This window comes from Micromonospora fiedleri (genome assembly GCF_016774385.1).
GTDB lineage: Bacteria > Actinomycetota > Actinomycetes > Mycobacteriales > Micromonosporaceae > Micromonospora > Micromonospora gifhornensis.
In genome coordinates, this window is record NZ_JAETXL010000001.1 from 293357 (window position 1) to 317221 (window position 23865).

Consider the following 23865-nt stretch of genomic DNA (forward strand, 5'->3'; position numbering starts at 1 on the left):
CACCGCCGGAGGGGGCGGTCACCGCCGGTCCCCGCCCCGGGCCCCGTCGGAGTCGGCACCCTCGGCCTCGTCGCCGTCCTCGGCCTCATCGACGTCCTCGTCGTCGGCCTCCAGGCGGTACGGCTGGGCGTCACCGGCGTACGCGGCCCGGGCCGCGAGGCGCTGCACCTCGGCGTCGGCGTTACGGGCCGCCGCGAGCAGATCGTCGATGTGCTTGACCTGATCCTGCACGTCGTCGAGAACGAAGGTCAGGGTCGGCGAGTGCCGCAGGCCCAGCGCCTTGCCGACCGTGCTGCGCAGCATGCCCTTGGCGCTGTCCAGCGCGGCGGCGGTGCCCGCCTGGGCCGCCGCGTCACCGAGCACGGTGTAGAAGACCGTGGCGTCGCGAAGGTCGGCGGTGATCCGGGCGTCGGTGATCGTGATCATGCCCAGCCGCGGGTCCTTGATCTGGCTCCGCACCACCGACGCGACCAGTTCACGCACCCGTTCCGCGTGCCGGCGTACCTTGGCCGGATCCGTCATCTCGCCACCTCCACGGCGTGCCGCTACCGACCGGACCGGATGGCGCCGTACGCCACCGGGCCCGGACCGGCCCTGACAACTCGAACCCTACCTGCGCCGCACCCGCCCCCGCGCGGGGCGGCCGATGCCCCGGTCAGTCCTCCTCGCCGTGCAGCCGTCGGCGTACCGACAGCAGTTCGATCTCCGGCCGACCGGCCACCATTCGCTCACAGGAGTCGAGCACCTCGCGGGCGTGCGCCGCCTCGGCAGCCACGACCGCCACACCTATCTCCGCTCGCCCGTGCAGGTCGAGCGCGCCCACCTCAGCGGCCGAGACCTCGAAACGGCGCAACGCCGCCACGATCGGCCGTACGTACGATCTCTTGGCCTTCAGCGACCGGGAGTCGCCCGGCAGCAGCAGGTCGAATACTGCGGTTGCGGTGTACATCGTCTGCGGACACTACCCGCACCCCACCCCACATGATCAAGGGGTTTACGCCTTTCGGCGTAAACCCCTTGATCAGTGCGTCACCGCAGGATCAGGCGCGAACCTTCTCCCGCATCTCGAAGGTCTCGATCACGTCGCCGACCTGGACGTTGTTGTAACCACCCAGGGTCAGACCACACTCGAAGCCCTCGCGGACCTCCGTCGCGTCGTCCTTGAAGCGCTTGAGCGAGCTGATCGTGAGGTTGTCCGCCACGACCGTGCCGTCGCGCAGCAGGCGCGCCTTCGCGTTGCGCCGGATGACACCCGACCGGACGATGCAACCGGAGATGTTGCCGATCTTGGACGAGCGGAACACGTCGCGGATCTCCGCGGTGCCGAGCTCGACCTCCTCGTACTCCGGCTTGAGCAGGCCCTTGAGCGCCGCCTCGATCTCCTCGATGGCCTGGTAGATGACGGTGTAGTACCGGATCTCCACGCCTTCGCGGTCGGCCATCTCGCGGACCTTGTTCGAGGCCCGCACGTTGAAGCCGATGATCGTGACCGGCTCGGACGAGGCGCTGGCGAGCATGACGTTGCTCTCCGTGATCGCGCCGACGCCCCGGTCGAGGACCTTGAGCTGGACCTCCTCGGGAATGTCGAGGTTGAACAGCGCGTCCTCCAGGGCCTCCACCGAACCGGAGACGTCACCCTTGAGGATGAGGTTGAGCGACGTCTTCTCGCCCTCCTTGAGCTGCTCCATGAGCGTCTCAAGGGTGGCCCGGCCACGGGAGTTGGCGAAGGCCGCCGCCCGCCGCCGTGCCTGGCGCTGCTCGGCGATCTGCCGCACCGTACGGTCGTCCGCCGCGGCCAGGAAGGTGTCGCCCGCGCCCGGCACCGCGGTCAGACCGAGAACCATGACCGGACGCGCCGGACCGGCCTCGGTGACCTGGTTGCCGTTCTCGTCGAGCATCGCCCGGACCCGGCCGTGCGCCCCACCGGCGACGATCGAGTCGCCCGCCCGCAGGGTGCCCTTCTGCACCAGCACCGTCGCCACCGCACCGCGGCCCTTGTCCAGGTGCGCCTCGATGGCCACACCCTGCGCCGGCCCGTCGATCGGAGCGGTCAGCTCCAGCGACGCGTCGGCGGTCAGCAGCACCGCTTCGAGGAGGTCCTCGATGCCGATGCCGGGCTTCGCGGCCACGTTGACGAACATGGTGTCGCCGCCGTACTCCTCGGCGACCAGGCCGTACTCGGTCAGCTGCTGGCGGACCTTGTCCGGGTTGGCCTCCGGCTTGTCGACCTTGTTGACCGCGACCACGATCGGCACGTCCGCCGCCTTGGCGTGGTTGAGCGCCTCGATGGTCTGCGGCATCACGCCGTCGTCGGCCGCCACCACCAGGATCACGATGTCGGTTACCTGGGCACCACGGGCACGCATGGCGGTGAACGCCTCGTGACCCGGGGTGTCGATGAAGGTGACCGCCCGGTCCTCGCCCTCGTGCGGGACGTGGACCTGGTAGGCGCCGATGTGCTGGGTGATGCCACCGGCCTCGCCGGCCACCACGTTCGCCTTACGGATCGCGTCGAGCAGCTTGGTCTTACCGTGGTCGACGTGACCCATGACGGTCACCACCGGCGCACGGCTGACCAGGCGGTCCTCCGCGACCTCGGCGTCGAGGTCGATGTTGAACTGCGCGAGCAGCTCGCGGTCCTCGTCCTCCGGGCTGACGATCTGCACGTTGAAGCCAAGGTGCTCACCCAGCAGCAGCAGGGTGTCGTCGGAGCACGACTGGGTCGCGGTGACCATCTCGCCCAGGTTGAACATCTCCTGGACCAGCGAACCCGGGTTGGCGTTGATCTTGTCGGCGAAGTCCGACAGCGAGGCGCCCCGGGAGAGCCGGACCGTCTGCCCCTGACCCCGGGGAGCACCCGAGCTCATGGTCGGAGCCGACAGGTTGTCGAACTCCTGTCTGCGCTGCTTCTTGGACTTGCGACCACGGGTCGGCTTGCCACCCGGACGCCCGAAGGCACCAGCGGCACCGCCGCCACGACCACGGCCGCCACCACCCGGACGGCCACCGCCGCCGGCCGGCGCGCCTGGCCGGAAACCGCCGCCAGCACCGGCACCACCGCCGGGGCCGCCACGGTAGCCACCGCCACCACCGGCACCACCGCCGGGGCCGCCACGGTAGCCACCGCCACCGCCGCCACCACCGGGGCCGCCACGGTAGCCACCGCCACCGCCGCCACCACCGGGACGACCGGCACCGCCGCCACCACCGGGACGACCGGCGCCAGGACCACCCGGACGACCGGGACGCTGGCTCGGCATGGACGCCGGGCTGGGCCGCGGCGGCATGGACGCCGGACTCGGCCGCGGCGGCATGGACGCCGGGCTCGGACGGGGTCCACCGGCACCGGCGGCCGGCGGACGCTGCTGCTGGCTGCCCTGGATGCCGAACGGGTTGTTACCGGCGCCCCGCGCCGGCGGACGGCCCTGCCGGCCACCAGGGCCGGGGGTCGGACCACCAGGGCGGCCCGCGGCCGGGGAACCCGGACGGGGCGGCATGTTGCCGGGGCCGGGACGGGGACCGGGACCCGGACGGGCGGTCCCTTCCGCCGGGGGCTCCCGGCGGACGTTGTCACGCTGCTGCTGGCGGGCGGCCTGCGCGGCCTTGACCGCAGCCTCCTGCTCAGCCTTCAGCGCAGCCGCACGCGCCTCGGCGGCGGCCACCTCGATGTCGTGAGCGCTCGCCGGCTTGGCGACCGGGGCCGCCGGCGGCGGCGGACCGGGCACCGGGGCCTTCGGCTTGGGCCCGGGAGCCGCCGGACGCCGAGGCGGCGTCGGCTTGGCGGTGATCCGGGGCTCGCCGGGGGTTGGCGACGGGGTCGGTGCCGCTGGAGCCGGCGCGGCCGACGGCGCAGCCGCCGGAGCACCAGCTCCACCGGAGGCGACGAAGGCGCTACGCAGCCGCCGGGCGACCGGCGCCTCGACGGTGCTCGACGCGGACTTCACGAACTCGCCCATTTCCTTCAACTTGGCGAGAACGGTCTTGCTTTCGACCCCGAGCTCCTTTGCAAGCTCGTGTACGCGGGCCTTACCTGCCACTGCACTCCTCACTCCGAGGTCGTGCGGGCAGCACCCGCAGCGACCTCACTCGTGCACTTGAAGCCTGGTCATTTCTGGGACTTCATCGTGTGCTCATGCTGGTCGTCCTACCTTGCTAGCGAACCTCGCCCGACCGGGTGGCCGGACGTGGTGGTTGACGCGTCAGGTACTCCGCGAGGGCTCCGTCGTCAGGAACCCCGGCGAGGCGCAGCGCACGCCCGAAGGCGCGGCGCCGCACTGCCTGCGCGAAGCAGGCCGGATCCGGGTGCATGTTCGCTCCCCGACCCGGCAGTCTGCGGGACGGATCGGGCCGGAGACTGTGACCAGCCTCGTCGTCGATCGCGACGATCCGCAGTAATTCATTGGCCGGCGCACGCTGTCGGCAGCCCACACAGGTGCGCTCCGGCTGCGTGCGTCGTGCCACTGGTGGAAGTCTACCCCTAGCTGCCCGAGACCGCGCCGCCCGGTTCCCGGACCTGATCGACTCCAGTCCGACCGGCAGCGCCAGCCTGCTCGGCGTCCGACCGGATGTCGATCCGCCAACCGGTCAACCGGGCGGCAAGCCGGGCATTCTGCCCTTCCCGTCCGATCGCCAGCGACAACTGGAAGTCCGGAACGGTCACCCGCGCCGCCCGGTTCGCCAGGTCGACCACCTCGACCCGCAGGGCCTTGGCGGGAGAAAGCGCATTACCGACGAAGGTGGCCGGATCGTCCGACCAGTCGATAATGTCGATTTTTTCGCCGTGCAGCTCACTCATCACGGCCCGGACCCGCTGACCCATCGGGCCGATGCAGGCGCCCTTGGCGTTGACGCCGGGCGTGGTGGAGCGCACCGCGATCTTCGTACGATGACCCGCTTCGCGGGCGATCGCGCTGATCTCGACGGTGCCGTCGGCGATCTCCGGCACCTCCAGCGCGAAGAGCTTCTTGACCAGGTTCGGATGCGTACGCGACAGGGTGATCTGCGGGCCGCGCATGCCCTTGGACACGTGCACCACCACGCACCGGATCCGCTCACCGTGGGCGTACCGCTCCCCGGGGACCTGCTCCGACTGCGGCAGGACACCTTCCAGCTTGCCCAGGTCGACGGTGACGATGCCCTTCTCGGACCGCGCCTCGTGCGCCTGCACGACGCCGGTCACCAGGTCGCCGTCGCGGCCCACGTACTCGCCGAAGTGCACCTCGTCGGTGGCCTCCCGCAACCGCTGGAGGATCACCTGCTTGGCCGTCATGGCGGCGATCCGACCGAAGTCGTGCGGAGTGTCGTCCCATTCCCGGACGACCGCGCCCTCCGGGTCCATCTCCTGGGCGTAGACCAGGGCCGCGCCGCTCTTGCGGTCGATCTCCACCCGGGCGTGCGACTGGGCACCCTCGGTGTGCCGGTACGCGGTCAGCAACGCGGTCTCGATCGCCGCGAGGATCGTGTCGAACGGGATCTCCCGCTCGCGCTCGAGTGCGCGCAGCGCCGCGAGGTCGATGTTCACCTCTCCTCGTCCTCCACATCATCTTCGTCGTCGACGTCTTCTGATTCGGGTAGTTCGTCCAGGCGGCTGAACTCGACCTGCACCCGGCCCGGGCCGAGATCGGCGTACGGCCACTGGGCGCGCTCGCCGTCGACCTCCAGCGCCACGGACTCGTCGTCCGCGGCGACCACGCGACCGGTCACCTGTCGGTCGCCCGCCGGTCGGGCACCGGACTCCCCCGCGCCCCGGACGGTCACCCGGACCAGCCGGCCGACGTTGCGTCGCCAGTGCCGGGGCAGGGTCAACGGACGGTCCACGCCCGGTGAGCTCACCTCAAGCTGATATTCCCCGGCGACGATGTCGCCGCCGCTCTCCTCGGCCGCGTCCAGCGCCGCCGAGACCGCCCGGGAGACGTCCGCCACCGCGTCCAGGTTGATCCCGCCGTCGGCGTCCACGATCACCCGGACCACGTGCCGACGGCCGGCCCGGGACACGGACAGGTCCTCCAGGTCGTAACCGGCCTCGTCGACCACCGGCGCGATCACCGCGCGTAGCCGCTCCCGACGGGCGGCGAGGTCACCCCGGGGAACCTGGCCGCCACGCGGGGCCGGGCCGCCACGCGGTCGCCCCGCCGTTCTGGTGGCACGGCCACGCTGCGTCATCTGTCCGACCCTTCCACTGCTCGCCGACTGCCATGCCGGCACGCCACCGGTGCGGACGCGCCGGTGGCTGCGCAGAGCGTAACGCGCCCGCCTCCGGACGGCCCGGGCGGCGCACCGACGCCACCGCCGTACACGGGCCGTGGTGATGGTGTTGACTTGTCCGGTGGCGATGGGCAGAACGACTCGGCGGGACGGCTCCTCCCCGCTCTCCCGACGCGCGGTGCTGCGGGCCGGCGCGTTGCTGGCGCTCGGCGGGGCCGCCGCACCGCTGACCGGATGCGGCTTGCTCGACCGCGACGAGCCACCCCGGCCGGACCCGCTCGCGCCGCTGATCGACGAGTCGCTGCGCCTCGCGGCGGGGCTGCGCGCCGCCGCCGACGCCCATCCCGACCTGACCGCCCGCCTCGTCCCACTGGCCGAGACACATGAGGCGCACGCCACAGAACTCGCCCGGGTGACCGGCACGGCCCTTCCGTCGGGGTCGCCGTCCGGATCGGCCGCCCCACCGTCGCCGGAGCAGCCGGCGGGCCGAGCCGCCACCCTGTCCGCCCTGCGCAAGGCCGAACGCGCCGGGCGGGACTCGGCCACCGCGGCCTGCGCCGCCGCACCCGGTGAGCGGGCCGCGCTGCTCGGCTCGATCGCCGCCGCGCGGGCCACCCACCTGGAGGCGCTCAAGTGATGACCGCACCGACCGGCACCGAGGACCCGCTCGCCGCCGCGCTCACCGCCGAATACGCCGCGATCTGGGCGTACGGCCCGATCGGGGTACGCCTCGCCGACGCCGAACGCAAGGCGGCCGTGGAGGCGGAGGACGCCCACCGCAGCCGGCGCGACGCCCTGATCCTGGAGTTGAGTACCGGTGGCGTCGCCGTTCCGCCGGATCGGCCCGGCTACGCGCTGCCCTTCCCGGTCACCGACCGGGCCAGCGCGCTGCGGCTCGCGGTGGAGGTCGAGGAGCGCACCGCGGCGTTCTGGCGTGCCGTGCTGCCGGCCAGCACGGGTGCGGAACGGGACCGGGCACTGAGCGCTCTGATCGAGTACGCGGTACGGGCCACCCGCTGGCGACGGGCCGCCGGGATCGCCCCGCTGACCGTGGCGTTTCCCGGCCGTCCCGGCTGAGTAGGCAGGCCCCGCGAGCCGCCCAGCGGTTGCGATCTGACATACCAGGTATGCATACTCCGCAGCATGTCCATCCGCCACGGTCTGCTCGCCCTGCTCGAACGCGGCCAGATGTACGGCTACCAACTGCGCGCCGCGTTCGAGGAGTCGACCGGCTCGACCTGGCCGCTGAACATCGGGCAGGTCTACACCACGCTGTCCCGGCTGGAACGTGACGGGCTGGTCCGATCCCTGCCGGAGAGCGAGGCCGGGCAGCGGCCGTACGAGATCACCGACGCCGGGCGGGCGGACCTGGCGCTGTGGTTCGCCACGCCGATCAGCCGCACCGACCGCCCCCGCGACGAGTTGGCGATCAAGTTGGCGTTGGCGTTGACCACGCCCGGGGTGGACGTCCGCACGGTGGTGCAGAACCAACGCACCGCCACCATGCGTACATTGCAGGAGTTGACCCGGTTGAAATACACCAGCGACCGGCCGGAGGATCTGCCCTGGCGGTTGGTGCTGGACGCAATGATGTTCCAGGCCGAGGCAGAGGTGCGCTGGCTCGACCACTGCGAGACGAGTCTGGTGCGACACCGCCCCCCGGTTTCCGGCCCGACGCCCACCTCCGAGGCGGTGGGCAGCAGGGATGAGGAGGCGCGACGGTGAGTTCGGGCAACGAACCGACACCTGCCCTTTCCGACCGCAGCGGTCAGCCGGGCGCGGGGCACCGGGGCAGCGCCCCGACCCCGACGGCGACCGACGCCGTGCTGGAGCTGCGTGACGTACACCGCACCCACGGCAACGGCCCCGCCGCCGTCCACGCTCTGCGCGGAGTGAGCCTGGTCGTACGCCCCGGCGAACTGGTCGCCGTGATGGGCCCCTCCGGCTCCGGCAAGTCGACCCTGCTCACCCTGGCCGGTGGCCTGGACAGCCCGACCTCCGGTGAGGTGCACGTCGAAGGCCAGCCGCTGCACGCCCTGGACCGCAGCGGCCTGGCCCGGTTGCGGCGACGCCGGATCGGCTACATCTTCCAGAACCTGAACCTCATCGGCAGCCTGACTGCGGTGGAGAACGTCGCGCTGCCCCTGGAACTCGACGGGACGGGCGTGCGCCGGGCCCGCCGGCTCGCGCTGGACGCGCTGACCGAGGTGGGCATGTCGGAGCTGGGCGACCGGGTTCCGGATCAGCTCTCCGGCGGCCAGCAGCAGCGGGTGGCGATCGCCCGGGCGCTGGTCGGCGAGCGCCGCCTGGTGCTGGCCGACGAGCCGACCGGAGCGCTGGACTCGCAGACCGGGGAGGCCGTCCTGCGGCTGCTGCGCCGCCGGGTCGACGCGGGCGCCGCCGGTGTGCTGGTCACCCACGAGGCACGACACGCCGGCTGGGCGGACCGGGTGGTGTTCCTGCGCGACGGTCTGGCCGTCGACTCGACCGCCCCGCTGGTCGGCATCGAATCCCTGCTCTCCGGCAGCGGCCGGTGAGCGAGCAGGGGCACCCGGGGTTCGGTAAGGCACGGACGGCCGAGTTCGTCGGGTCGTGGCGGGCCGCGCTGCGCATCGCCCGCCGGGAGGCGAGGCGAGCGCGCGGACGTACCGCCCTGGTGCTGAGCATGATCATCCTGCCGGTGCTGGCACTCACCTTCGTCGCGGTCAACGCGGACATGTCGCGGCTCACCGCCGACGAGCGACTCGACCGCCAACTGGCAGCGGCGGACGCCGAGCTGCGGTTGGTCTCCCGCGCCAGCCCGATCACCCAGAGCGGCAACGGCGAACACTGGAACGTGGCGGTCGAGAACGACGACGAGACCACCGAGGTTCCGCGCCCGCCCAGTACGCAGGAGATCGTCGCCCTCCTTCCCGAAGGCAGCCACGTCCTGCCGGTGGTGCGCTGGCTGCCGATCACCACCTGGGATGACGACCAGGACCGCATGCACGAGCTGACCGCGTCCGTGGTCGACCTGACCGATCCGCTCGGGCGCGGACTGGCGCACATCCACGCCGGCCGGGCACCAGTCGGTGCCGACGAGATCGCGGTGAACCCGGCCGCCCGGCGCAAGCTCGGCGTGGCCCTCGGTGACCAGGTCAACGCCAGCAACGGCAGAAAGAGCTGGACGGTCGTCGGAGTGATCGAGGCTCCCGATCAGCTGAGCCCGGCGGCGATCCTGCACCCCGCCGGAGTGCCAGCGGGCGCGATGGAAATCGACCCGATCTTCCTGGTCGACCTGCCCGGGCCGCTCACCACCGAACTGTTCCGCCACCTCAACGACCACGGCGTGGTGGTCACCACCCGGACTCCCGCGCCCCCGACGGAGTACGACGCCGCGTGGCGCGGCGGGATCGGGGCGCGGGAGGAAGTCAGCCTCGGGGTGCTGATCGGCGGACTCGGTCTGCTCGAGGTGGTGCTGCTGGTCGGCCCGGCCTTCGCCGTCGGGGTACGTCGCCGACGGCGGGAACTCGCGCTGGTCGCGGTGGCCGGTGGCGACGCCGCCCAACTGCGCCGGGTGGTACTCGCCGACGGCGTGGTCCTCGGCGCCGTCGGTGCCCTGCTCGGCATCGCGCTCGGCATCGGCCTGGCCGTGGCCGGTCGACCGTTGATGGAGGAGTTCGTCTTCCAGCACCGCTTCGGCGGGTACCGGTTCTGGCCCGCCGCCCTTGTCGTGATCGGGCTGGTCGCGGTGCTCGCCGGGGTGTTGGCGGCCCTGACACCGGCGTGGATGGCCGCGCGACAGGACGTGGTGGCCGGGCTCGCCAACCGGCGTACGCCTCCGGTGCACTCGCGGCGGTGGCTGATCGTCGGCCTGCTCCTTGCCGCCGGTGGGGCCGCGGTGGCCGCGCTCGGTGCGGTGGTGTCCTCGGATTCGGTCACCCTCGCCGGGCTGCTGGTCGGTGAACTCGGGCTGGTCTTCGCCACCCCGACGCTCGTCGGGCTGGTGGCCCGGGTCGGCCGGTTCCTGCCACTCGTGCCGCGGATGGCGCTGCGCGACGCCAGCCGCAACCGGTCCTCGGCCGCGCCCGCCATCTCCGCGGTGATGGCCGCGGTCGCCGGCAGCGTCGCGCTCGGTCTGCTGCTGGTCAGTGAGCAGGCGCGCGACGAGGAGCGGTTCCGACCGTCGTTGCCGGACCGCAGCGTGCTGGTGTCGGTCGACGGTGCGCCCGGCGACCATTCGCCACCCACGCTCGCCGAGATCACCGAACCGGCTCGTGAACATCTCCACGCCCGGACCATCGCCCCGCTGATGTCGGCCGGTTGCGGGCGGTTGTCCGACAACTGTCTGATCACCGCGACGTTGCCGCCCGAGCGGGCCTGCCCGTGGCGAAGTGACCGGACACTCAGCGAAGCCGAACAGCTCCAGGCCCGGGCCGACACCCGCTGTCAGGGACGACCCGACGACTACTTCGGTCTCACCTTCCGGGTGGCCGTCGACGACGGGTCGGCGCTGCCGATCCTCACCGGCGCCGGGCCGGATCAGGTCGCCGCCGCCAGCGCCGTGCTGCGCGCCGGCGGCGCGGTGCTGACCGACCCCCGCTACGTGGTGGACGGTCGGGTGGAGTTGCAGTTGCTCCGCAACCTCGACGAGGAGCGGCAGGAGCAGGTGCGGACCGTGGAGGTGTCCGGCCACGCGCTGCACCACGATCTCGACATGAAGTGGCTGCTGCTGTCCCCGGCCGCCGCCGAGCGGCTGGGGCTCGTCACCACACACATCGGTTGGGCGATCGGCAGCGATTCCGTACCCGAGCAGGAGCAGCAGATGCGGTTCAACACCGCGATCCGCGCGCTCGGACCGCTCGGGGTGGAAATCTCGGATTCGCATTACCGCAGCGGCACGCTGGCCGGGTTGCTCCTGCTCGCCGGGGTCTCCGCGGTGGTGACGGTGGGTGCCACAGCCAGCGCCACCGGCCTGGCCGCGGCCGAGGGTCGCGCCGACCTGTCCACCCTCGCCGCGGTCGGCGCCAGTCCGGGCGTACGTCGACTGCTCTCCCTGTGCCAGGCCGGCGTGATCGCCGTGCTCGGCTCGGCGCTGGGCATCGTCGCCGGCCTCGGCGCAGCGATGATCATCTTGCTCTCCAGCAACCAGCGGTACGTGGACACCTGGCCGATCGAGCCGCCGTACCCGGTGATCGTGCCCTGGATCACCCTGGGCGTACTCGTCGCGGTGCCGCTGGTGGCGATGGTCGGGGCGGCGTTGTTCACCCGCTCCCGGCTACCGGTGGAACGACGGATGGACTGAGCCGGGACACTAGGAGAATGTCCACTCTGGGTTCCCTCACCCGCCGACTCGGACGGTACCGCTGGTTCGGTGCCGCCATGCGCCTGCTCGTGCCCGCCGACCGGCTCGTCGGGCGACTCACCCGGGGCCGGGTGGTGGCGCTCGGGCTCGTACCGTCCCTGGTCATCACCACGACCGGCCGCCGCTCCGGCAAACCCCGCAGCAACCCCCTGCTGTACGTACCCGACGGCACCTCGTACGTCGTGATCGGCTCCAACTGGGGACAGACCCACCAGCCGGCCTGGTCGCTCAACCTGCTGGCCAATCCCGAAGCCGAGGTCGACGTCGGAGGACGACGCATCCCGGTACGCGCCGAACTGGCCACCGGCCCCGAACGCGACCGCCTGTGGCAACTGCTGCTCGACGAGTGGCCCGCCTACCAGGCCTACGTCGAACGATCCGGCGGCCGCCAAATCCGCATCTTCCGCCTAACCCCCACCACCCCCTAGCCCTCTCCCCCTCCCCTCCCGCGCCCTCACCCCGCGCCCCTTGACCCCGCGCCCCTTGACCCCGTCGATCTTGCACTTTTGGTCGCTGAATTGCGGCCTAAGTCGCTTTTGCCCCGACAGAAGGTGCAAGATCGACGGTGCGGGCGGCGCGCGGCGGGTGCGGGCGACGAGGTCGACGCGCGGCGCGGGGGTGCAGGGGTGCGGGTCGTTGCGCGGTGCAGGGGTGCGGGGCGACGAGGTCGACGCGCGGCGCGGGGGTGCGGGTCGTTGTGCGGTGCAGGGGTGCGGGGTGGTGGGGTCGACGCGGGGTGTGGGGTTGGGTCGACGCGGGAGGGTGGGGGTGTGGGAGGGCTAGCCTAGGCCGCCTTGGACGCCGATGAGGGTGCCGATGGCGTAGGTGGCTGCGGCTGCGGCGGCGCCCAGGAGCAGTTGGCGTAGGCCGCCGGTCCACCAGCGACGGTTGGTGAACCGGGAGACGACCGCGCCGGCGACGAAGAGGCCGAGACCGCCTACCGCCAGGGCCAGCACCAGGCTCGTCGCACCGAGCAGGTACGGCAGCAGTGGCACCAGCGCGCCGACGGAGAAGCAGAGGAACGACGAGGTCGCCGCCGTCCACGGGTTCGGCTGTTCGTCCGGGTTGACGCCCAGTTCCTCCTGCACGTGCACGCGCAGCGCCGTCTCCGGGTTGCGGCGGATCGCCTCGGCCATCTGCCGGGCGAGGTCCTCCGGCAGACCTCGGGCGACCCAGATCTCGGCCAGTTCCCTGGCCTCGCCCTCGGGGTTGCGTTCCAGTTCGCGCCGTTCCTTGGCCACCTCGGCGGCGATCTGCTCGTTGGCCGACCGGACGCTCGTGTACTCCCCGAGCGCCATCGAGATCGCGCCGGCGACCAGACCTGCGGTGCCGGTCAGCACGATGTTGCGCGGCGACACCCCGCCGCCGCCCACGCCCGCGATCAGCGCGATGTTGGTGACCAGGCCGTCCATCGCCCCGAAGACGGCCGGGCGCAGCCAGCCGCCCGAGACGTCTGCGTGGTGCGGCTCCCGAAGCGCCGCCGGAGTCTCGGTCACGGCAGGGTCAGGATCTCGTGACCGTCCTCGGTCACCACGATGGTGTGCTCGAACTGGGCGGTCCACTTGCGGTCCTTGGTGACCACCGTCCAGCCGTCGTCCCAGAGGTCGTACTGGTAGGTGCCGAGAGTGATCATGGGCTCGATGGTGAAGGTCATGCCCGGCTCCATCACGTCGGTGGGCCGAGGGCTGTCGTAGTGCGGCACGTAGAGCCCGCTGTGGAACGCCTCACCGATGCCGTGGCCGGTGAAGTCACGGACCACCCCGTAACCGAACCGCTTGGCGTACGACTCGATGACCCGGCCGATGACGTTGATCTGGCGGCCCGGGGCGACCGCCCGGATGCCGCGCATCATCGCCTCGTGGGTCCGCTCGACCAGCAGCCCGGCTTCCTCGCTGACCTCGCCGACGCAGAAGGTGGCGTTGGTGTCGCCGTGCACCCCGCCGATGAAGGCGGTGACGTCGACGTTGATGATGTCGCCGTCGGCCAGCGCCGTCGAGTCCGGGATGCCGTGGCAGATCACCTCGTTGAGGCTGGTGCAGCAGGACTTCGGGAAGCCCTTGTAGCCCAGTGTCGACGGGTACGCGCCGTGGTCGACGAGGAACTCGTGCACCACCCGATCGATCTCGTCGGTGGTGACGCCGGGCTTGCAGTGCTCCCCCGCGAGTTGCACGGCCTGGGCGGCGATCCGCCCGGCGACCCGCATCTTCTCGACGGTCTCCGGAGTCTGCACGTGCGACCCCTGCCACGGCCGGGGCGCCTTCTTACCGACGTACTCGGGCCGGGCGATGTTGGCGGGCACCTGCCGCCACGGGGATTGCCTGCCTGGGGTCAGCGGCGCACGGACGGTCATGCGGCAAGCCTATCGCCGAGCGCTGGGTGACCCCCAACACCGTCCGGGACCGACGGTTGTTGCCACACCAGGAACGCTGTGTCAAGGTGTCAGCGTGGATCAAGGGAGCGCACCTCCCGTCTTCTCCGCCGTCGCGGAGACCGACGGTGATCACCTGACTGTGGTGGTCACCGGTGAGGTCGACATGGCCACCGCCGACACCATGCTGCAGGCCGCGCTCCGCGAGCCGGCGGCCCGGGTGACCCTCGACCTGCGGGCGGTCACCTTCTTCGACTCGGCGGCCATCCATGCGGTGGTTCGACTCGCCGGCCACTATCCGGGCACCCTGACCGTGCTGCCCTCCCGACAGGTCACCCGGGTGCTGGAGATCGCCGGGCTGGGCGGGCAACCCTGGCTGCCGCCAGGCTGACCGGCCGCTCGACGCGAAGATCAGGTGCGGCGATCGGGGGGAACTCAGTCCTCCAACCGTCGGCGCAGGGTGACCTGCGTCCCTTCCGGGGTGTGGTCGACCGACAGCTCCCCGAGTGCCCGGATCAGCGACAGGCCCCGGCCCCGGAAGCCCGAACCGGTCGACTTGCGCCACCGGCCGGTGTCCCGCACCGTCGCCACGACCTCCCGGTTCTCCACCGACACCTCGATCTCGATCACCGGCTCCACCGGGTCGACCGGATGCTCGATCGCGTTCGCCGCCGCCTCGGAGACCGCCACGGTGAGGTCGAACAGGTCGGTTTCGCTCACCTCGTGCGCGACGAGGAAGTCCTCCAGTCGCTTGCGGAGCACGCTCAGCCGGGTCGGGTCGGCGGGCAGCCGCAGCGCGAACCGGTTGAGTTCGGTGGCTTCCAGAGCGAGCACCGCCACGTCGTCGCGGCGCGGCCGGTCGGCGACCCGGTTGACCACCGCGTCGACCAGATCCGCCACGTGTTCGCTCGCTCGGGCGGCGTCGGCCCGCAACTGGGCCAGGGCCACGTCGATGGCGACCTGCCGGTCCTCGATCAGTCCGTCGGTGTAAAGCAGCAGACGGTCACCGGCCCGCAGTTCGCCGGAGACCGTCTCGTACGCCGCACCGGGGATCGCTCCGACCGGCGGACCGAGGGCCCGGTCGTGCAGGAACGCCACGTCGCTGCCGCGGATCAGCAGCGGGGACGGATGGCCGGCGTTTGCGTAGCGCAACTGACCGGTACGCGGGCTGAACCAGAGGCAGAAGACCGTGGCGAAGGTACGCGACTCGGTGGAGTCCACCAGCCGGTTCAGCCGGGTCAGCGACTCGCCCGGGTCGAAACCCTCCAGCACGTACGCCCGCAGCGCGTTGCGCAGTTGACCCATGGCTGCCGCGGCCGGCACACCCTTGCCAACCACATCGCCGATCACCAGGACGAGTTCGTCGTCGTCGCGGGCGACGACGTCGTACCAGTCGCCGCCCACCTCGACGTCGGCGCTACCCGGCAGGTAGCGGCTGGCGACCACGGTGCCGGGCAGTTGCGGCAGCGTACGGGGCAGCAGACTGTGTTGCAGGGTGGTGGCGATGCGGTGCTCGGCCTCGTAGAGCTGAGCGTTCTCCAGCCGGACGCCGACCAGTCGGGCCAGTTGGGTCAACGCGGCCTCGTCGGTGCCGATGCCGTCCACGGACGGCCGCCACACCCGCAGCTCACCGAGCTGCCGTCCGGCGACACCGGTCAACGGCAGCACGAAGGACGGGTCGACCGGCGCGGTACCGCCACCGTCGGCCTCGTACCGTGCCCCGCCGGCGGCGACCACGACCCGGACGGCCTCGGCGAGGCTGAGCGCGTGCCGGGCCGCGACCTGGAGCACGTCGGCGGTGGACCGGGCGGTGTTCACCGCGACCGCGGCGTCGGCGAGAGCGCGCAGCCGTCGGATGATCTGGCCGCGCAGCTGGCCGAGTTCCACGTTGGCGCGGACCCGGGCGATCAACTCCTGCCCGGAGAAGGGCTTGGTCAGGTAGTCGTCCGCGCCGACCGACAGCCCGGCCACCTCCTCGGCGGAACCGGCTCGGGCGGAGAGCAGCACGATCGGGACGTGCCGGGTGCGGGGGTCCGCGCGCAGCGCGGCGACCAGGCCGAATCCGTCCAGCCGAGGCATCATCACGTCGGTGAGCACCAGGTCGAAGGCGACCTCGGTGGCCACCCGCAGCGCCTCGACGCCGTCAGTGGCGGTCACCACGTCCCAGGTCGGCGCGAGCAACCGGGCCACGTGTTCGCGCAGGTCGGGGTTGTCGTCGACGACCAGGATGCGGCCGTGCGACCCGGCCGGGGCCGATCCGGGGGTGGGCTTGGCCTGGTCGTCGCTGGTCCACCGGGCCGACTCGGCCGCGAACAGCGGGGCCTGCCGCAGCTCGCGCTCGGTGGGGTCGGCGTCGGCAACCCGGTCGGCGGGCAGGTGTGCGGTGCCGAACGGGATGGTGACCGCGAAGGTGCTGCCCTTGTCGACCTGACTGCTGGCGCTGACCTGCCCGCCATGCATCTCGACCAATTCACGGACCAGCGCGAGCCCGATGCCGGTGCCCTCGTGGCTGCGGGAACGCACCCCCGGCACCCGGTGGAAGCGTTCGAAGACGTGCGGCAGTTCGTCCGGGTGGATGCCCACACCGGTGTCGGTGACCTCCAGCCGGGCCGCGCCGTCGACCGGCCGGACCCGGATCTGGATCTCGCCGTCGAAGGTGAACTTCACGGCGTTGGAGACCAGGTTGAGGACGATCTTCTCCCACATGTCCTGGTCGACGTAGACCGGCTCGGCCAACGGCGCACAGTCCACCACCAGGCGTACGCCGGTGCGTTCGGTGGCCGAGCGGAAGGTGCTGGCCAGCCTGCCGGTGTAGTCGGCCAGGTCGGTCGGCTCGTAGTGGGCGGCCAGCCGGCCCGACTCCAGGCGGGAGAAGTCCAGCACGGTGTTGACCAGCTTGAGCAGTCGCAGCCCGTTGCGGTGCATCACGGTGAGCCGCTGGGTGTACGCCGCCGGCAGCGCGGGGTCGGCGAGCATCTCCTCCAGCGGGCCGAGGACGAGCGTCAGCGGCGTACGGAATTCGTGGCTGACGTTGGCGAAGAAGTTGGTCTTCGCCAGGTCCAGCGCGGCCAGTTCGGCGGCGCGGGCCCGTTCCTGCTCGTACGCCCGCTGTTTGCCGACCGCCCGGGAGATCTGGGTGGCCACCAGCTCGCAGAAGGTGCGGTAGTCGTCGGTGAACGGCAGCCGGCGGGCCACGCCGAGCACCAGCACACCGGCCGGCTCGTTGGTCGCGCTGATCGGCAGCACCATCACCTCGTCGGCGGCCCCGGTGGGGACACGGCCGAGCAGGTCGACGGTGGGCACGGTGACGGCGGCACCGGTCATCGCGACCTCGACCAGCCGGCTCGCCGGATCGGCGGGCGCGGTGTCGACCCCGGTCATCCCGGCCCGACGCAGGTGCCCGTCGCCGTCGTCGAGATAGAGCAGGGCGAAGGGCACGTCCGCGCGGTGCCGGTCGAGCACGGCCGTGACCGCACGACCGAGGTCCTCGATGCTGCCCGGGTCGGCCAGTTCCGACCCGAGTTCGGCCAGGGCGCGCAGCCGGCGCTCACCGAGCACCCGGCCGGTGGTCTCGCTGCAGATGCAGAGGACGCCGTGGATGGCCCCGTCCGCGCCACGGATCGGGTCGTAGGAGACGTCGAAGTAGACGTCCTCGACGAAGCCGTGCCGGTCGAGCAGGAAGTGGTGGTCCTGCGCCTGGTACGCCTCACCGTCGCGCAGCACCCCGGCCAGCAGCGGCCCCAGCACCTCCCAGGTCTCCGCCCAGTGTTCGCGGGCCGGCTGCCCGAGCACGGCGGGATGCTTGTCGCCGATGGTCGGCCGGTAGGCGTCGTTGTAGAAGGCCCGGTGGTCCTCGCCCCAGAACACGACGATCTGCGCCTTGGAGGCGAGCATCGTGCTCAACGCGTTGCCCAGGGTGTCGGGCCAGCGCTGCGGGACGCCCAGCGGACTCGCCGACCAGTCATGATCGCGCAGCAGCCGGCCCATCTCGCCACCCCCGGCGAAGGCCGCCGCGAGGAGAGGCGGAATCCGGCTGGCCGTCCCAGACGGATGGCCTCCGCCCGCACCCCCTTGGGCCGAGTTCATGCAGCCTCCCCGGCCGTCCACATGCGCTCCGATCATCTCTGCCGCGTCCGCCTTCTACCCCGAAGGACCAGCAACGTAACGCATCAGGACTGCCAGACGCTGGTTAGCGCCGTCCGGTCCGCGACACCACCCGAGCCGATCACCGTTCGCATCGGAGTCATCACAGCGGGGTGACATACGCTCCGGTGATCCCGCCGTCCACCACGAACTGTGCAGCGGTCATGAACGATGCGTCATCGCTGGCCAGGAAGGCGACCGCGGCGGCGATCTCGCTCGGCTCGCCGAAACGCCCCATCGGTACGTGCACCAGCCGGCGCGCGGCGCGTTCCGGGTCGGCCGCGAACAACTCCCGCAGCAGCGGGGTGGCCACCGGGCCGGGACACAGCGCATTGACCCGGATGCCCTCCCGGGCGAACTGCACGCCCAACTCCCGGGTGAGCGCCAGCACCCCACCCTTGCTCGCGGTGTAGGCGATCTGCGACGTCGCGGCGCCCATCAGCGCCACGAAGGAGGCGGTGTTGATGATCGATCCCCGACCCTGCCGGCGCATGTGCGGGATCACGTACTTGCAGCAGAGGTAGACGCTCGTGGTGTTGACCCGCAGCACCCGTTCCCAGGCGTCCAGGCCGGTCTCCAGGATCGAGTCGTCGTCCGGTGGGGAGATGCCGGCGTTGTTGAAGGCGATGTCCACCCGCCCGTACTGCTCGACCACCCCGTCGAAGAGGGCCCGCACCGCCGCCTCGTCGGCCACGTCGGCCGCGACGAAGCTGCCGTCGACCTCCTCGGCGGCCCGTCGACCGGCCTCGGCGTCGATGTCGACGCAGACCACCTGCGCCCCCTCGGCGGCGAACCGGCGTACCGTGGCCAGCCCGATTCCGCTGGCCGCTCCGGTCACCACGGCGACCCGGTCCTGCAACCGTCCCGGCATGCTCACTCCTCTGTGCTGATGAACACGTTCTTGACGTCGGTGAAGGCGTGCAGCGCGTCGGGGCCCAGTTCCCGCCCCAGCCCGGAGCGCTTCATGCCGCCGAACGGGGTCCAGTAGCGCACCGAGGAGTGCGAGTTGACGCTCAGGTTGCCGGACTCGACCGCCCGGGCCACCCGCAGCGCCCGGCCCACGTCCCGGGTCCAGATCGAGCCGGAGAGGCCGTACTCGGTGTCGTTGGCCAGCCGGATCGCGTCCGCCTCGTCGTCGAACGGGAGCACCGAGACCACCGGGCCGAAGACCTCCTCCCGCCAGTGCCGGTCGGCGGGCGAGTCGGCGAGCAGCACCGTCGGGGCATACCAGTAGCCGGGGCCGGTGGGGCAACCGCCGGTGAAGGCGACCCGCGCGTCGTCGACGTAGCCGGCGACCCGGTCGCGGTGCCCGGCCGAGATGAGCGGCCCCATCTCGGTTTCCTCGGCGGCCGGGTCACCGACCCGGAAGGCCCGCACCGCCGGTTCGAGCAGTTCGAGGAAGCGGTCGTGGACCGACCGCTGCACCAGCAGCCGGGAGCGGGCGCAGCAGTCCTGGCCGGCGTTGTCGAAGACGGCGTACGGCGCGGTGGCCGCCGCCCGTTCCAGGTCGGCGTCGGCGAAGACCACGTTCGCCGACTTGCCGCCCAACTCCAGGGTCAGCCGCTTCACCTGGGCCGCGCAACCGGCCATGATCCGGGTGCCGACCTCGGTGGAACCGGTAAAAACGATCTTGCGTACGGCCGGATGGGTGACGAACCGTTCGCCGACCACGTCACCCCGACCGGGCAGTACGGTGAACACCCCCTCGGGCAGACCCGCCTCCAGCGCCAGCTCGGCCAGCCGCAGCGCGGTCAGCGGGGTCAGCTCAGCGGGTTTGAGCACCACCGTGTTGCCGGCGGCCAGGGCCGGGGCGAAGCCCCACGCGGCGATGGGCATCGGGAAGTTCCACGGCACGATCACCCCGACCACCCCGAGCGGCTCGTGGAAGGTGACATCGAGCCCACCCGGCACCGGAATCTGCCGCCCGGTCAACCGCTCCGGCGCGCCCGCGTAGTAGTCGAGCACGTCCCGCACGTTGCCGGCCTCCCAGCGCGCATTGCCGACGGTGTGCCCCGCATTACGCACCTCCAGCCCCGCGAGTTCCTCCAGATGCGCATCCACCACCGCCGCGAACCGCCGCAGCACCCGCGCCCGCTCCCCCGGCGCCACCCCCCGCCACCGCTCAAACGCCACCCCCGCCCGAGCAACCGCCGCATCCACCTCCCCCACCGAACACCCCGCAACCTCCCCCAACACCACCCCCCGAGCCGGATCCCAAACCACCCCCACGCCCTACCCCCTCTCCCTCTCACCCCGCCCTACCCCGCACACCCCACCCCACCCCACCCCGTCCCGCCCGCCCGACCCAGCCCGTCGATCTTGCACTTTTGGTCGGGGCAAAAGCCGCTAACCACCACGAAAGAGCGACACAAAGTGCAAGATCGCGGCGGACAGGGAGGGCGGGCAGGGAGGGGCGGGTGAGGGTTAGAGGCGTTCGAAGCCACGGGTTAGTTCCCAGTCGGTGACGGCGGCGTCGAAGGCGGAGAGTTCGACGCGGGCCATGTTGGCGTAGTGGGCGACCACCTCCGCGCCGAAGGCTTCGCGGGCCACGGTGGAGGACTCCCAGAGGGTGAGGGCGTCGCGCAGGGTGCCGGGGACGCGGTCGGCCTCGGCGTCGTCGTACGCGTTGCCGGTGCACTCGGGTGGCAACTCCAACTCCTGCTCGATGCCGTGCACCGCGCCCGCCACCAGCGCCGCGATCGCCAGGTAGGGGTTGACGTCGGCGCCGGGCACCCGGTTCTCCACCCGCATCCCCTGGCCGTGCCCCACCAGCCGCAGCGCGCAGGTGCGGTTGTCCGTGCCCCAGCGCAGCGCGGTCGGCGCGAACGAGCCCGGCTGATACCGCTTGTAGGAGTTGACGTTCGGGGCGAAGAACAGGCTCAGCTCCCGCATGGCGGCGAGCAGCCCGGCGAGCACCCGCTGCCCGGTGACGCTCAGGTGTGCCGGGCCGTCGCCGAGCATCGCCGAGCCGCCGGAGGCGTCACGCAGCGAGAAGTGGATGTGACAGGAGTTGCCCTCCCGCGCGTTCGGCTTGGCCATGAAGGTGATCGACATGCCCTCCTGGGCGGCGATCTCCTTCGCCCCGTTCTTGTAGATCACGTGGTGGTCGGCGCAGGCCACCGCCTCGTCGTACCGGAAGGCGATCTCGTGCTGGCCGAGGTTGCACTCGCCCTTCGCGCTCTCCGGGGTGAGCCCCGCGCCGGCCATCTGGTTGCGGATACGCCGCAGCAGCGGCTCGACCCGGGCGGTACCCAGCAGCGAATAGTCCACGTTGTACTGGTTGGCCGGGGTCAGGTCGCGGTAGCCACGCGCCAACGCCTGCTCGTACGAGTCCCGGAACAGCACGAACTCCAACTCCGTGCCGGCGTACGCGGTCAGCCCGTGCGCGGCCAGGCGGTCCAGTTGACCGCGCAGGATCTGCCGGGGCGAGGCGACCACCGGACCGGCGCCGTCGGGCCACTGGAGGTCGGCCAGGAGCATGGCGGTGCCGGGCTGCCACGGCACCCGACGCAGCGTGTCGAAGTCCGGCTTCATCACGAAGTCGCCGTAGCCGCGTTCCCAGCTCGACATCGCGTACCCGTCGACGGTGTTCATGTCGACGTCCACGGCGAGCAGGTAGTTGCACCCCTCGCTGCCGTGGGCGATCACCTGGTCGAGGAAGTACGGCGCGTGGAACCGTTTGCCCTGCAACCGGCCCTGCATGTCGACGAGCGCCAACGCCACCGTGTCGATCTCACCCTCGGCGACGGCGACCCGCAGTTGTTCCAGCGTCAGCGGGGCTTTTCTCATCCGCGAGCCTCCATCACCAAGGTCTACCGGCCGCGCCGATGACCGTCAATGGGCCGCTCCGCTCGTACCCCGATCCCCTGCCCTGACAAACCGACCACCGCTCATCTCCGGTCGCGTCGCCGCGCCCAGCCGAGGAAGCGGTCGTACAGATCCGGGGTGTGCTCGGGATTCAGTTGGGCGAGCTGATTGCGGGCCTGGACCATCAGCCCACCCAGGTAGAGCAGCAACCCGAGCCGGTCCTTGCGGTACTCCATCAGCAGCGCCAGCCGGGCCGGCTGACAGGGCCATTCCGCGCCGCAGTTGCGGCACCGCCAGAGTGGACGCATCGCCACGTGGGGAACCGCCCGGCGCCCCATCAGCGCACCCACCGTCTGCGACCTGCGGCATCGTTCCCAACCCCGAGACGGGGTACGGCGAACAGCCGCGCACGACCAGACATCTCGACCTCCTCGACCGTGGAGGGGGCCACCCCGCCCGGCCGAAGCAGGGCGGCCCCGCGCAGGAGCCCACCCCACCGCCGATCCCGACAGAGCAAGCCCGCTTGACCGACACGCTGCCGACAGTGACGGGATCAGTACACGACGTTTATCTATTCTCAGGGACGTTCAGGACATCCACCCTTGGAGGCGGGATGAACCATGCACTTCAAGCAGCCATGGCCGAGGCAGGCGAGACGGCAGAGAGCTTGGCAGCCCATACCGGGGTGGACCCCAAGACGGCGGCGCGTTGGATCTCGCCGGGACGAATTCCTCAGCCGCGCCGACGCGCGCAGGTGGCTGCGATCCTGGGACGGGACGTTTCAGCGTTATGGCCTGATGTCCTGAAGCGTCGCGAGCCGCATTGGCTACGGGAATGGGTCGACTGGGAACGCGAGGCGGTCGCCCTGCGCTGGTTCGAGCACGCCTGGATCCCCGGCCTCCTGCAAACCGAGGCGTACGCCCGAGCCACCCTCGCCGGAGAGGTGCTGGCACCGGACGACGTCGACGGACTCGTCGCGTCCCGGTTGGACCGGCAAGCCATCCTGCGCCGCGATCGGCCTCCGATGCTCGTCGCCACCGTCTTCGAAGGGGTGCTCTACCAGTCGGCCTACGGCAACCGCGATCTGATGCGCGAGCAGCTCACCCACCTGCTCGCGTGCACGGCGCTTCCTGCGGTGCAGGTGCTCGTCGTACCGAAGGATGTCGGGATGTATCCGGGCCTCGGCGGCGGCTTCATCATCGCCGAGCTGCCCGGCGGCGAGTACGTCGGCCATGCGGACAGCCAGGCGCGGGCAGAGATCGTTACGGGAGCTGAGGAAGTTGCTACCCTCAGTCGAAGGTGGGAGCGCATCAGAGGCGAGTGCCTCTCCCGAGCCCAATCCCTGGACTTGATCAGGAAAGCGGCAGAGTCATGGACCTGACTGGCGCACAGTGGCGCAAGAGCACGAAGAGCGGCAACAACGGCGGGTCGTGTGTCGAGGTTGCGGACAACCTGCCGGGGGTCGTGCTGGTGCGGGACACCAAGGACCGGGAGGGCGGCACCCTCCGCGTCACGCCGGCGTCGTGGCGGTCCTTCGTCGACCTTGCCAGGCAGATCGGTCCCGTGGGCTGACCGCTGAACGTCGTACCCGCCCGAAGAATGGTGGGCATGTCGCAGCCAGCCTCGCACCGCCACCATTGCATCGACTACATCGAGTTCACGGTCACTGACCTGGCCGAGGCCAAACGGTTCTACGCCGAAGCGTTCGGTTGGCAGTTCACCGACTACGGCACGGCGTACGCCGGCATCCAGGGTGGTTCCGGCTCCGAGGTGGGTGGCCTGCGCCAGGACCAGCAGGCCCGCTCGGGCGGCGGTCCGCCGGTGCTGCTCTACTCGGCCGACCTGAAGCGGAGCGTCGAGGCGGTCGAAAAGGCCGGTGGCACGGTGGTGGCGGGGCCGTACGACTTCCCGGGCGGTCGTCGCTTCCACTTCACCGATCCGAGCGAAAACGAGCTGGGCGTCTGGGCCGAGGCGTAGCCCTGCGCATGTCGCCGGCGGA

Annotated in this window: 23 protein-coding genes; 10 read left to right on the plus strand and 13 right to left on the minus strand. The window is 71.4% G+C overall.

Annotated elements, in window-relative coordinates:
- Positions 1 to 18: 18 nt before the first annotated feature.
- The 6 genes from rbfA to rimP all read right to left on the minus strand — a co-directional run bounded on the left by rbfA (position 19) and on the right by rimP (position 6162).
- Positions 19 to 522: a 30S ribosome-binding factor RbfA gene (rbfA, locus tag JMF97_RS01345; RefSeq protein ID WP_013732176.1), complete on the minus strand. Its 504-nt coding sequence runs from the start codon at positions 520 to 522 to the stop codon at positions 19 to 21.
- A gap of 133 nt (positions 523 to 655) precedes the next feature.
- Positions 656 to 949, minus strand: a complete 294-nt coding sequence (locus JMF97_RS01350) for a DUF503 domain-containing protein (RefSeq protein WP_013732175.1) — start codon at positions 947 to 949, stop codon at positions 656 to 658.
- 91 nt (positions 950 to 1040) lie between these two features.
- On the minus strand, positions 1041 to 4037 hold the full coding sequence (gene infB / locus JMF97_RS01355; RefSeq protein WP_203219847.1) for a translation initiation factor IF-2: 2997 nt from the start codon (positions 4035 to 4037) through the stop codon (positions 1041 to 1043).
- A gap of 115 nt (positions 4038 to 4152) precedes the next feature.
- Positions 4153 to 4461, minus strand: a complete 309-nt coding sequence (locus tag JMF97_RS01360) for a YlxR family protein (RefSeq protein ID WP_203219848.1) — start codon at positions 4459 to 4461, stop codon at positions 4153 to 4155.
- A gap of 16 nt (positions 4462 to 4477) precedes the next feature.
- The gene (gene nusA, locus JMF97_RS01365; RefSeq protein WP_203219849.1) at positions 4478 to 5521 is read right to left on the minus strand and encodes a transcription termination factor NusA; all 1044 of its coding nucleotides are present in this window, start codon (positions 5519 to 5521) and stop codon (positions 4478 to 4480) included.
- On the minus strand, positions 5518 to 6162 hold the full coding sequence (gene rimP / locus JMF97_RS01370) for a ribosome maturation factor RimP (protein ID WP_203219850.1): 645 nt from the start codon (positions 6160 to 6162) through the stop codon (positions 5518 to 5520). Before rimP ends, nusA begins: the two co-directional genes overlap by 4 nt.
- A gap of 220 nt (positions 6163 to 6382) precedes the next feature.
- Between rimP and JMF97_RS01375 the strand changes: the two genes are divergently transcribed.
- From JMF97_RS01375 to JMF97_RS01400, 6 genes are all read left to right on the plus strand, one after another.
- On the plus strand, positions 6383 to 6841 hold the full coding sequence (locus JMF97_RS01375; protein ID WP_203220280.1) for a hypothetical protein: 459 nt from the start codon (positions 6383 to 6385) through the stop codon (positions 6839 to 6841).
- Positions 6841 to 7281: a ferritin-like domain-containing protein gene (locus JMF97_RS01380; protein WP_203219851.1), complete on the plus strand. Its 441-nt coding sequence runs from the start codon at positions 6841 to 6843 to the stop codon at positions 7279 to 7281. The genes JMF97_RS01375 and JMF97_RS01380 overlap by 1 nt, the downstream gene beginning before the upstream one ends.
- Before the next feature lie 66 nt (positions 7282 to 7347).
- Positions 7348 to 7929 (plus strand): PadR family transcriptional regulator, encoded by a 582-nt coding sequence (locus JMF97_RS01385; RefSeq protein WP_203219852.1) that lies wholly within the window; start codon positions 7348 to 7350, stop codon positions 7927 to 7929.
- A 98-nt stretch (positions 7930 to 8027) separates the two neighbouring features.
- Positions 8028 to 8741 (plus strand): ABC transporter ATP-binding protein, encoded by a 714-nt coding sequence (locus JMF97_RS01390; RefSeq protein ID WP_043723355.1) that lies wholly within the window; start codon positions 8028 to 8030, stop codon positions 8739 to 8741.
- A complete protein-coding gene (locus JMF97_RS01395; RefSeq protein ID WP_307816719.1) occupies positions 8738 to 11488 on the plus strand; it encodes an ABC transporter permease in 2751 nt (916 codons plus the stop codon). Before JMF97_RS01390 ends, JMF97_RS01395 begins: the two co-directional genes overlap by 4 nt.
- Positions 11489 to 11505: 17 nt before the next feature.
- Entirely contained in the window at positions 11506 to 11976 is a 471-nt protein-coding gene (locus JMF97_RS01400; protein ID WP_126711493.1) for a nitroreductase family deazaflavin-dependent oxidoreductase, read from the plus strand.
- Positions 11977 to 12327: 351 nt separating this feature from the next.
- Here JMF97_RS01400 and JMF97_RS01405 read toward each other — a convergent pair whose 3' ends face one another.
- Positions 12328 to 13044, minus strand: coding sequence for a VIT1/CCC1 transporter family protein (locus JMF97_RS01405; RefSeq protein ID WP_203219853.1), 717 nt, complete (start codon positions 13042 to 13044; stop codon positions 12328 to 12330).
- Entirely contained in the window at positions 13041 to 13898 is an 858-nt protein-coding gene (gene map / locus JMF97_RS01410; RefSeq protein WP_203219854.1) for a type I methionyl aminopeptidase, read from the minus strand. The genes JMF97_RS01405 and map overlap by 4 nt, the downstream gene beginning before the upstream one ends.
- A 94-nt stretch (positions 13899 to 13992) precedes the next feature.
- Here map and JMF97_RS01415 point away from each other — a divergent pair, with 94 nt between their 5' ends.
- Complete coding sequence (locus tag JMF97_RS01415) at positions 13993 to 14307, plus strand: STAS domain-containing protein (protein WP_203219855.1); 315 nt, start codon at positions 13993 to 13995, stop codon at positions 14305 to 14307.
- 44 nt (positions 14308 to 14351) lie between these two features.
- Here JMF97_RS01415 and JMF97_RS01420 read toward each other — a convergent pair whose 3' ends face one another.
- The 5 genes from JMF97_RS01420 to JMF97_RS01440 form a co-directional block, all read right to left on the minus strand.
- Positions 14352 to 18002, minus strand: a complete 3651-nt coding sequence (locus tag JMF97_RS01420; protein WP_203219856.1) for a SpoIIE family protein phosphatase — start codon at positions 18000 to 18002, stop codon at positions 14352 to 14354.
- Positions 18003 to 18162: 160 nt separating this feature from the next.
- Positions 18163 to 18930: a 3-oxoacyl-ACP reductase gene (locus tag JMF97_RS01425; RefSeq protein ID WP_203219857.1), complete on the minus strand. Its 768-nt coding sequence runs from the start codon at positions 18928 to 18930 to the stop codon at positions 18163 to 18165.
- 2 nt (positions 18931 to 18932) lie between these two features.
- Positions 18933 to 20288, minus strand: a complete 1356-nt coding sequence (locus tag JMF97_RS01430) for an aldehyde dehydrogenase family protein (RefSeq protein ID WP_203219858.1) — start codon at positions 20286 to 20288, stop codon at positions 18933 to 18935.
- Positions 20289 to 20483: 195 nt separating this feature from the next.
- Complete coding sequence (locus JMF97_RS01435) at positions 20484 to 21848, minus strand: glutamine synthetase family protein (RefSeq protein WP_203219859.1); 1365 nt, start codon at positions 21846 to 21848, stop codon at positions 20484 to 20486.
- Positions 21849 to 21949: 101 nt separating this feature from the next.
- Positions 21950 to 22174 (minus strand): flavin reductase, encoded by a 225-nt coding sequence (locus JMF97_RS01440; protein WP_238358616.1) that lies wholly within the window; start codon positions 22172 to 22174, stop codon positions 21950 to 21952.
- Positions 22175 to 22479: 305 nt separating this feature from the next.
- Here JMF97_RS01440 and JMF97_RS01445 point away from each other — a divergent pair, with 305 nt between their 5' ends.
- The 3 genes from JMF97_RS01445 to JMF97_RS01455 are packed head-to-tail and all read left to right on the plus strand — an operon-like array spanning position 22480 to position 23843.
- A complete protein-coding gene (locus JMF97_RS01445; RefSeq protein WP_203219861.1) occupies positions 22480 to 23247 on the plus strand; it encodes a DUF5753 domain-containing protein in 768 nt (255 codons plus the stop codon).
- Positions 23238 to 23438: a DUF397 domain-containing protein gene (locus JMF97_RS01450; protein WP_203219862.1), complete on the plus strand. Its 201-nt coding sequence runs from the start codon at positions 23238 to 23240 to the stop codon at positions 23436 to 23438. Before JMF97_RS01445 ends, JMF97_RS01450 begins: the two co-directional genes overlap by 10 nt.
- Positions 23439 to 23474: 36 nt before the next feature.
- On the plus strand, positions 23475 to 23843 hold the full coding sequence (locus JMF97_RS01455; protein ID WP_203219863.1) for a VOC family protein: 369 nt from the start codon (positions 23475 to 23477) through the stop codon (positions 23841 to 23843).
- The last annotated feature ends 22 nt before the right edge of the window (positions 23844 to 23865 follow it).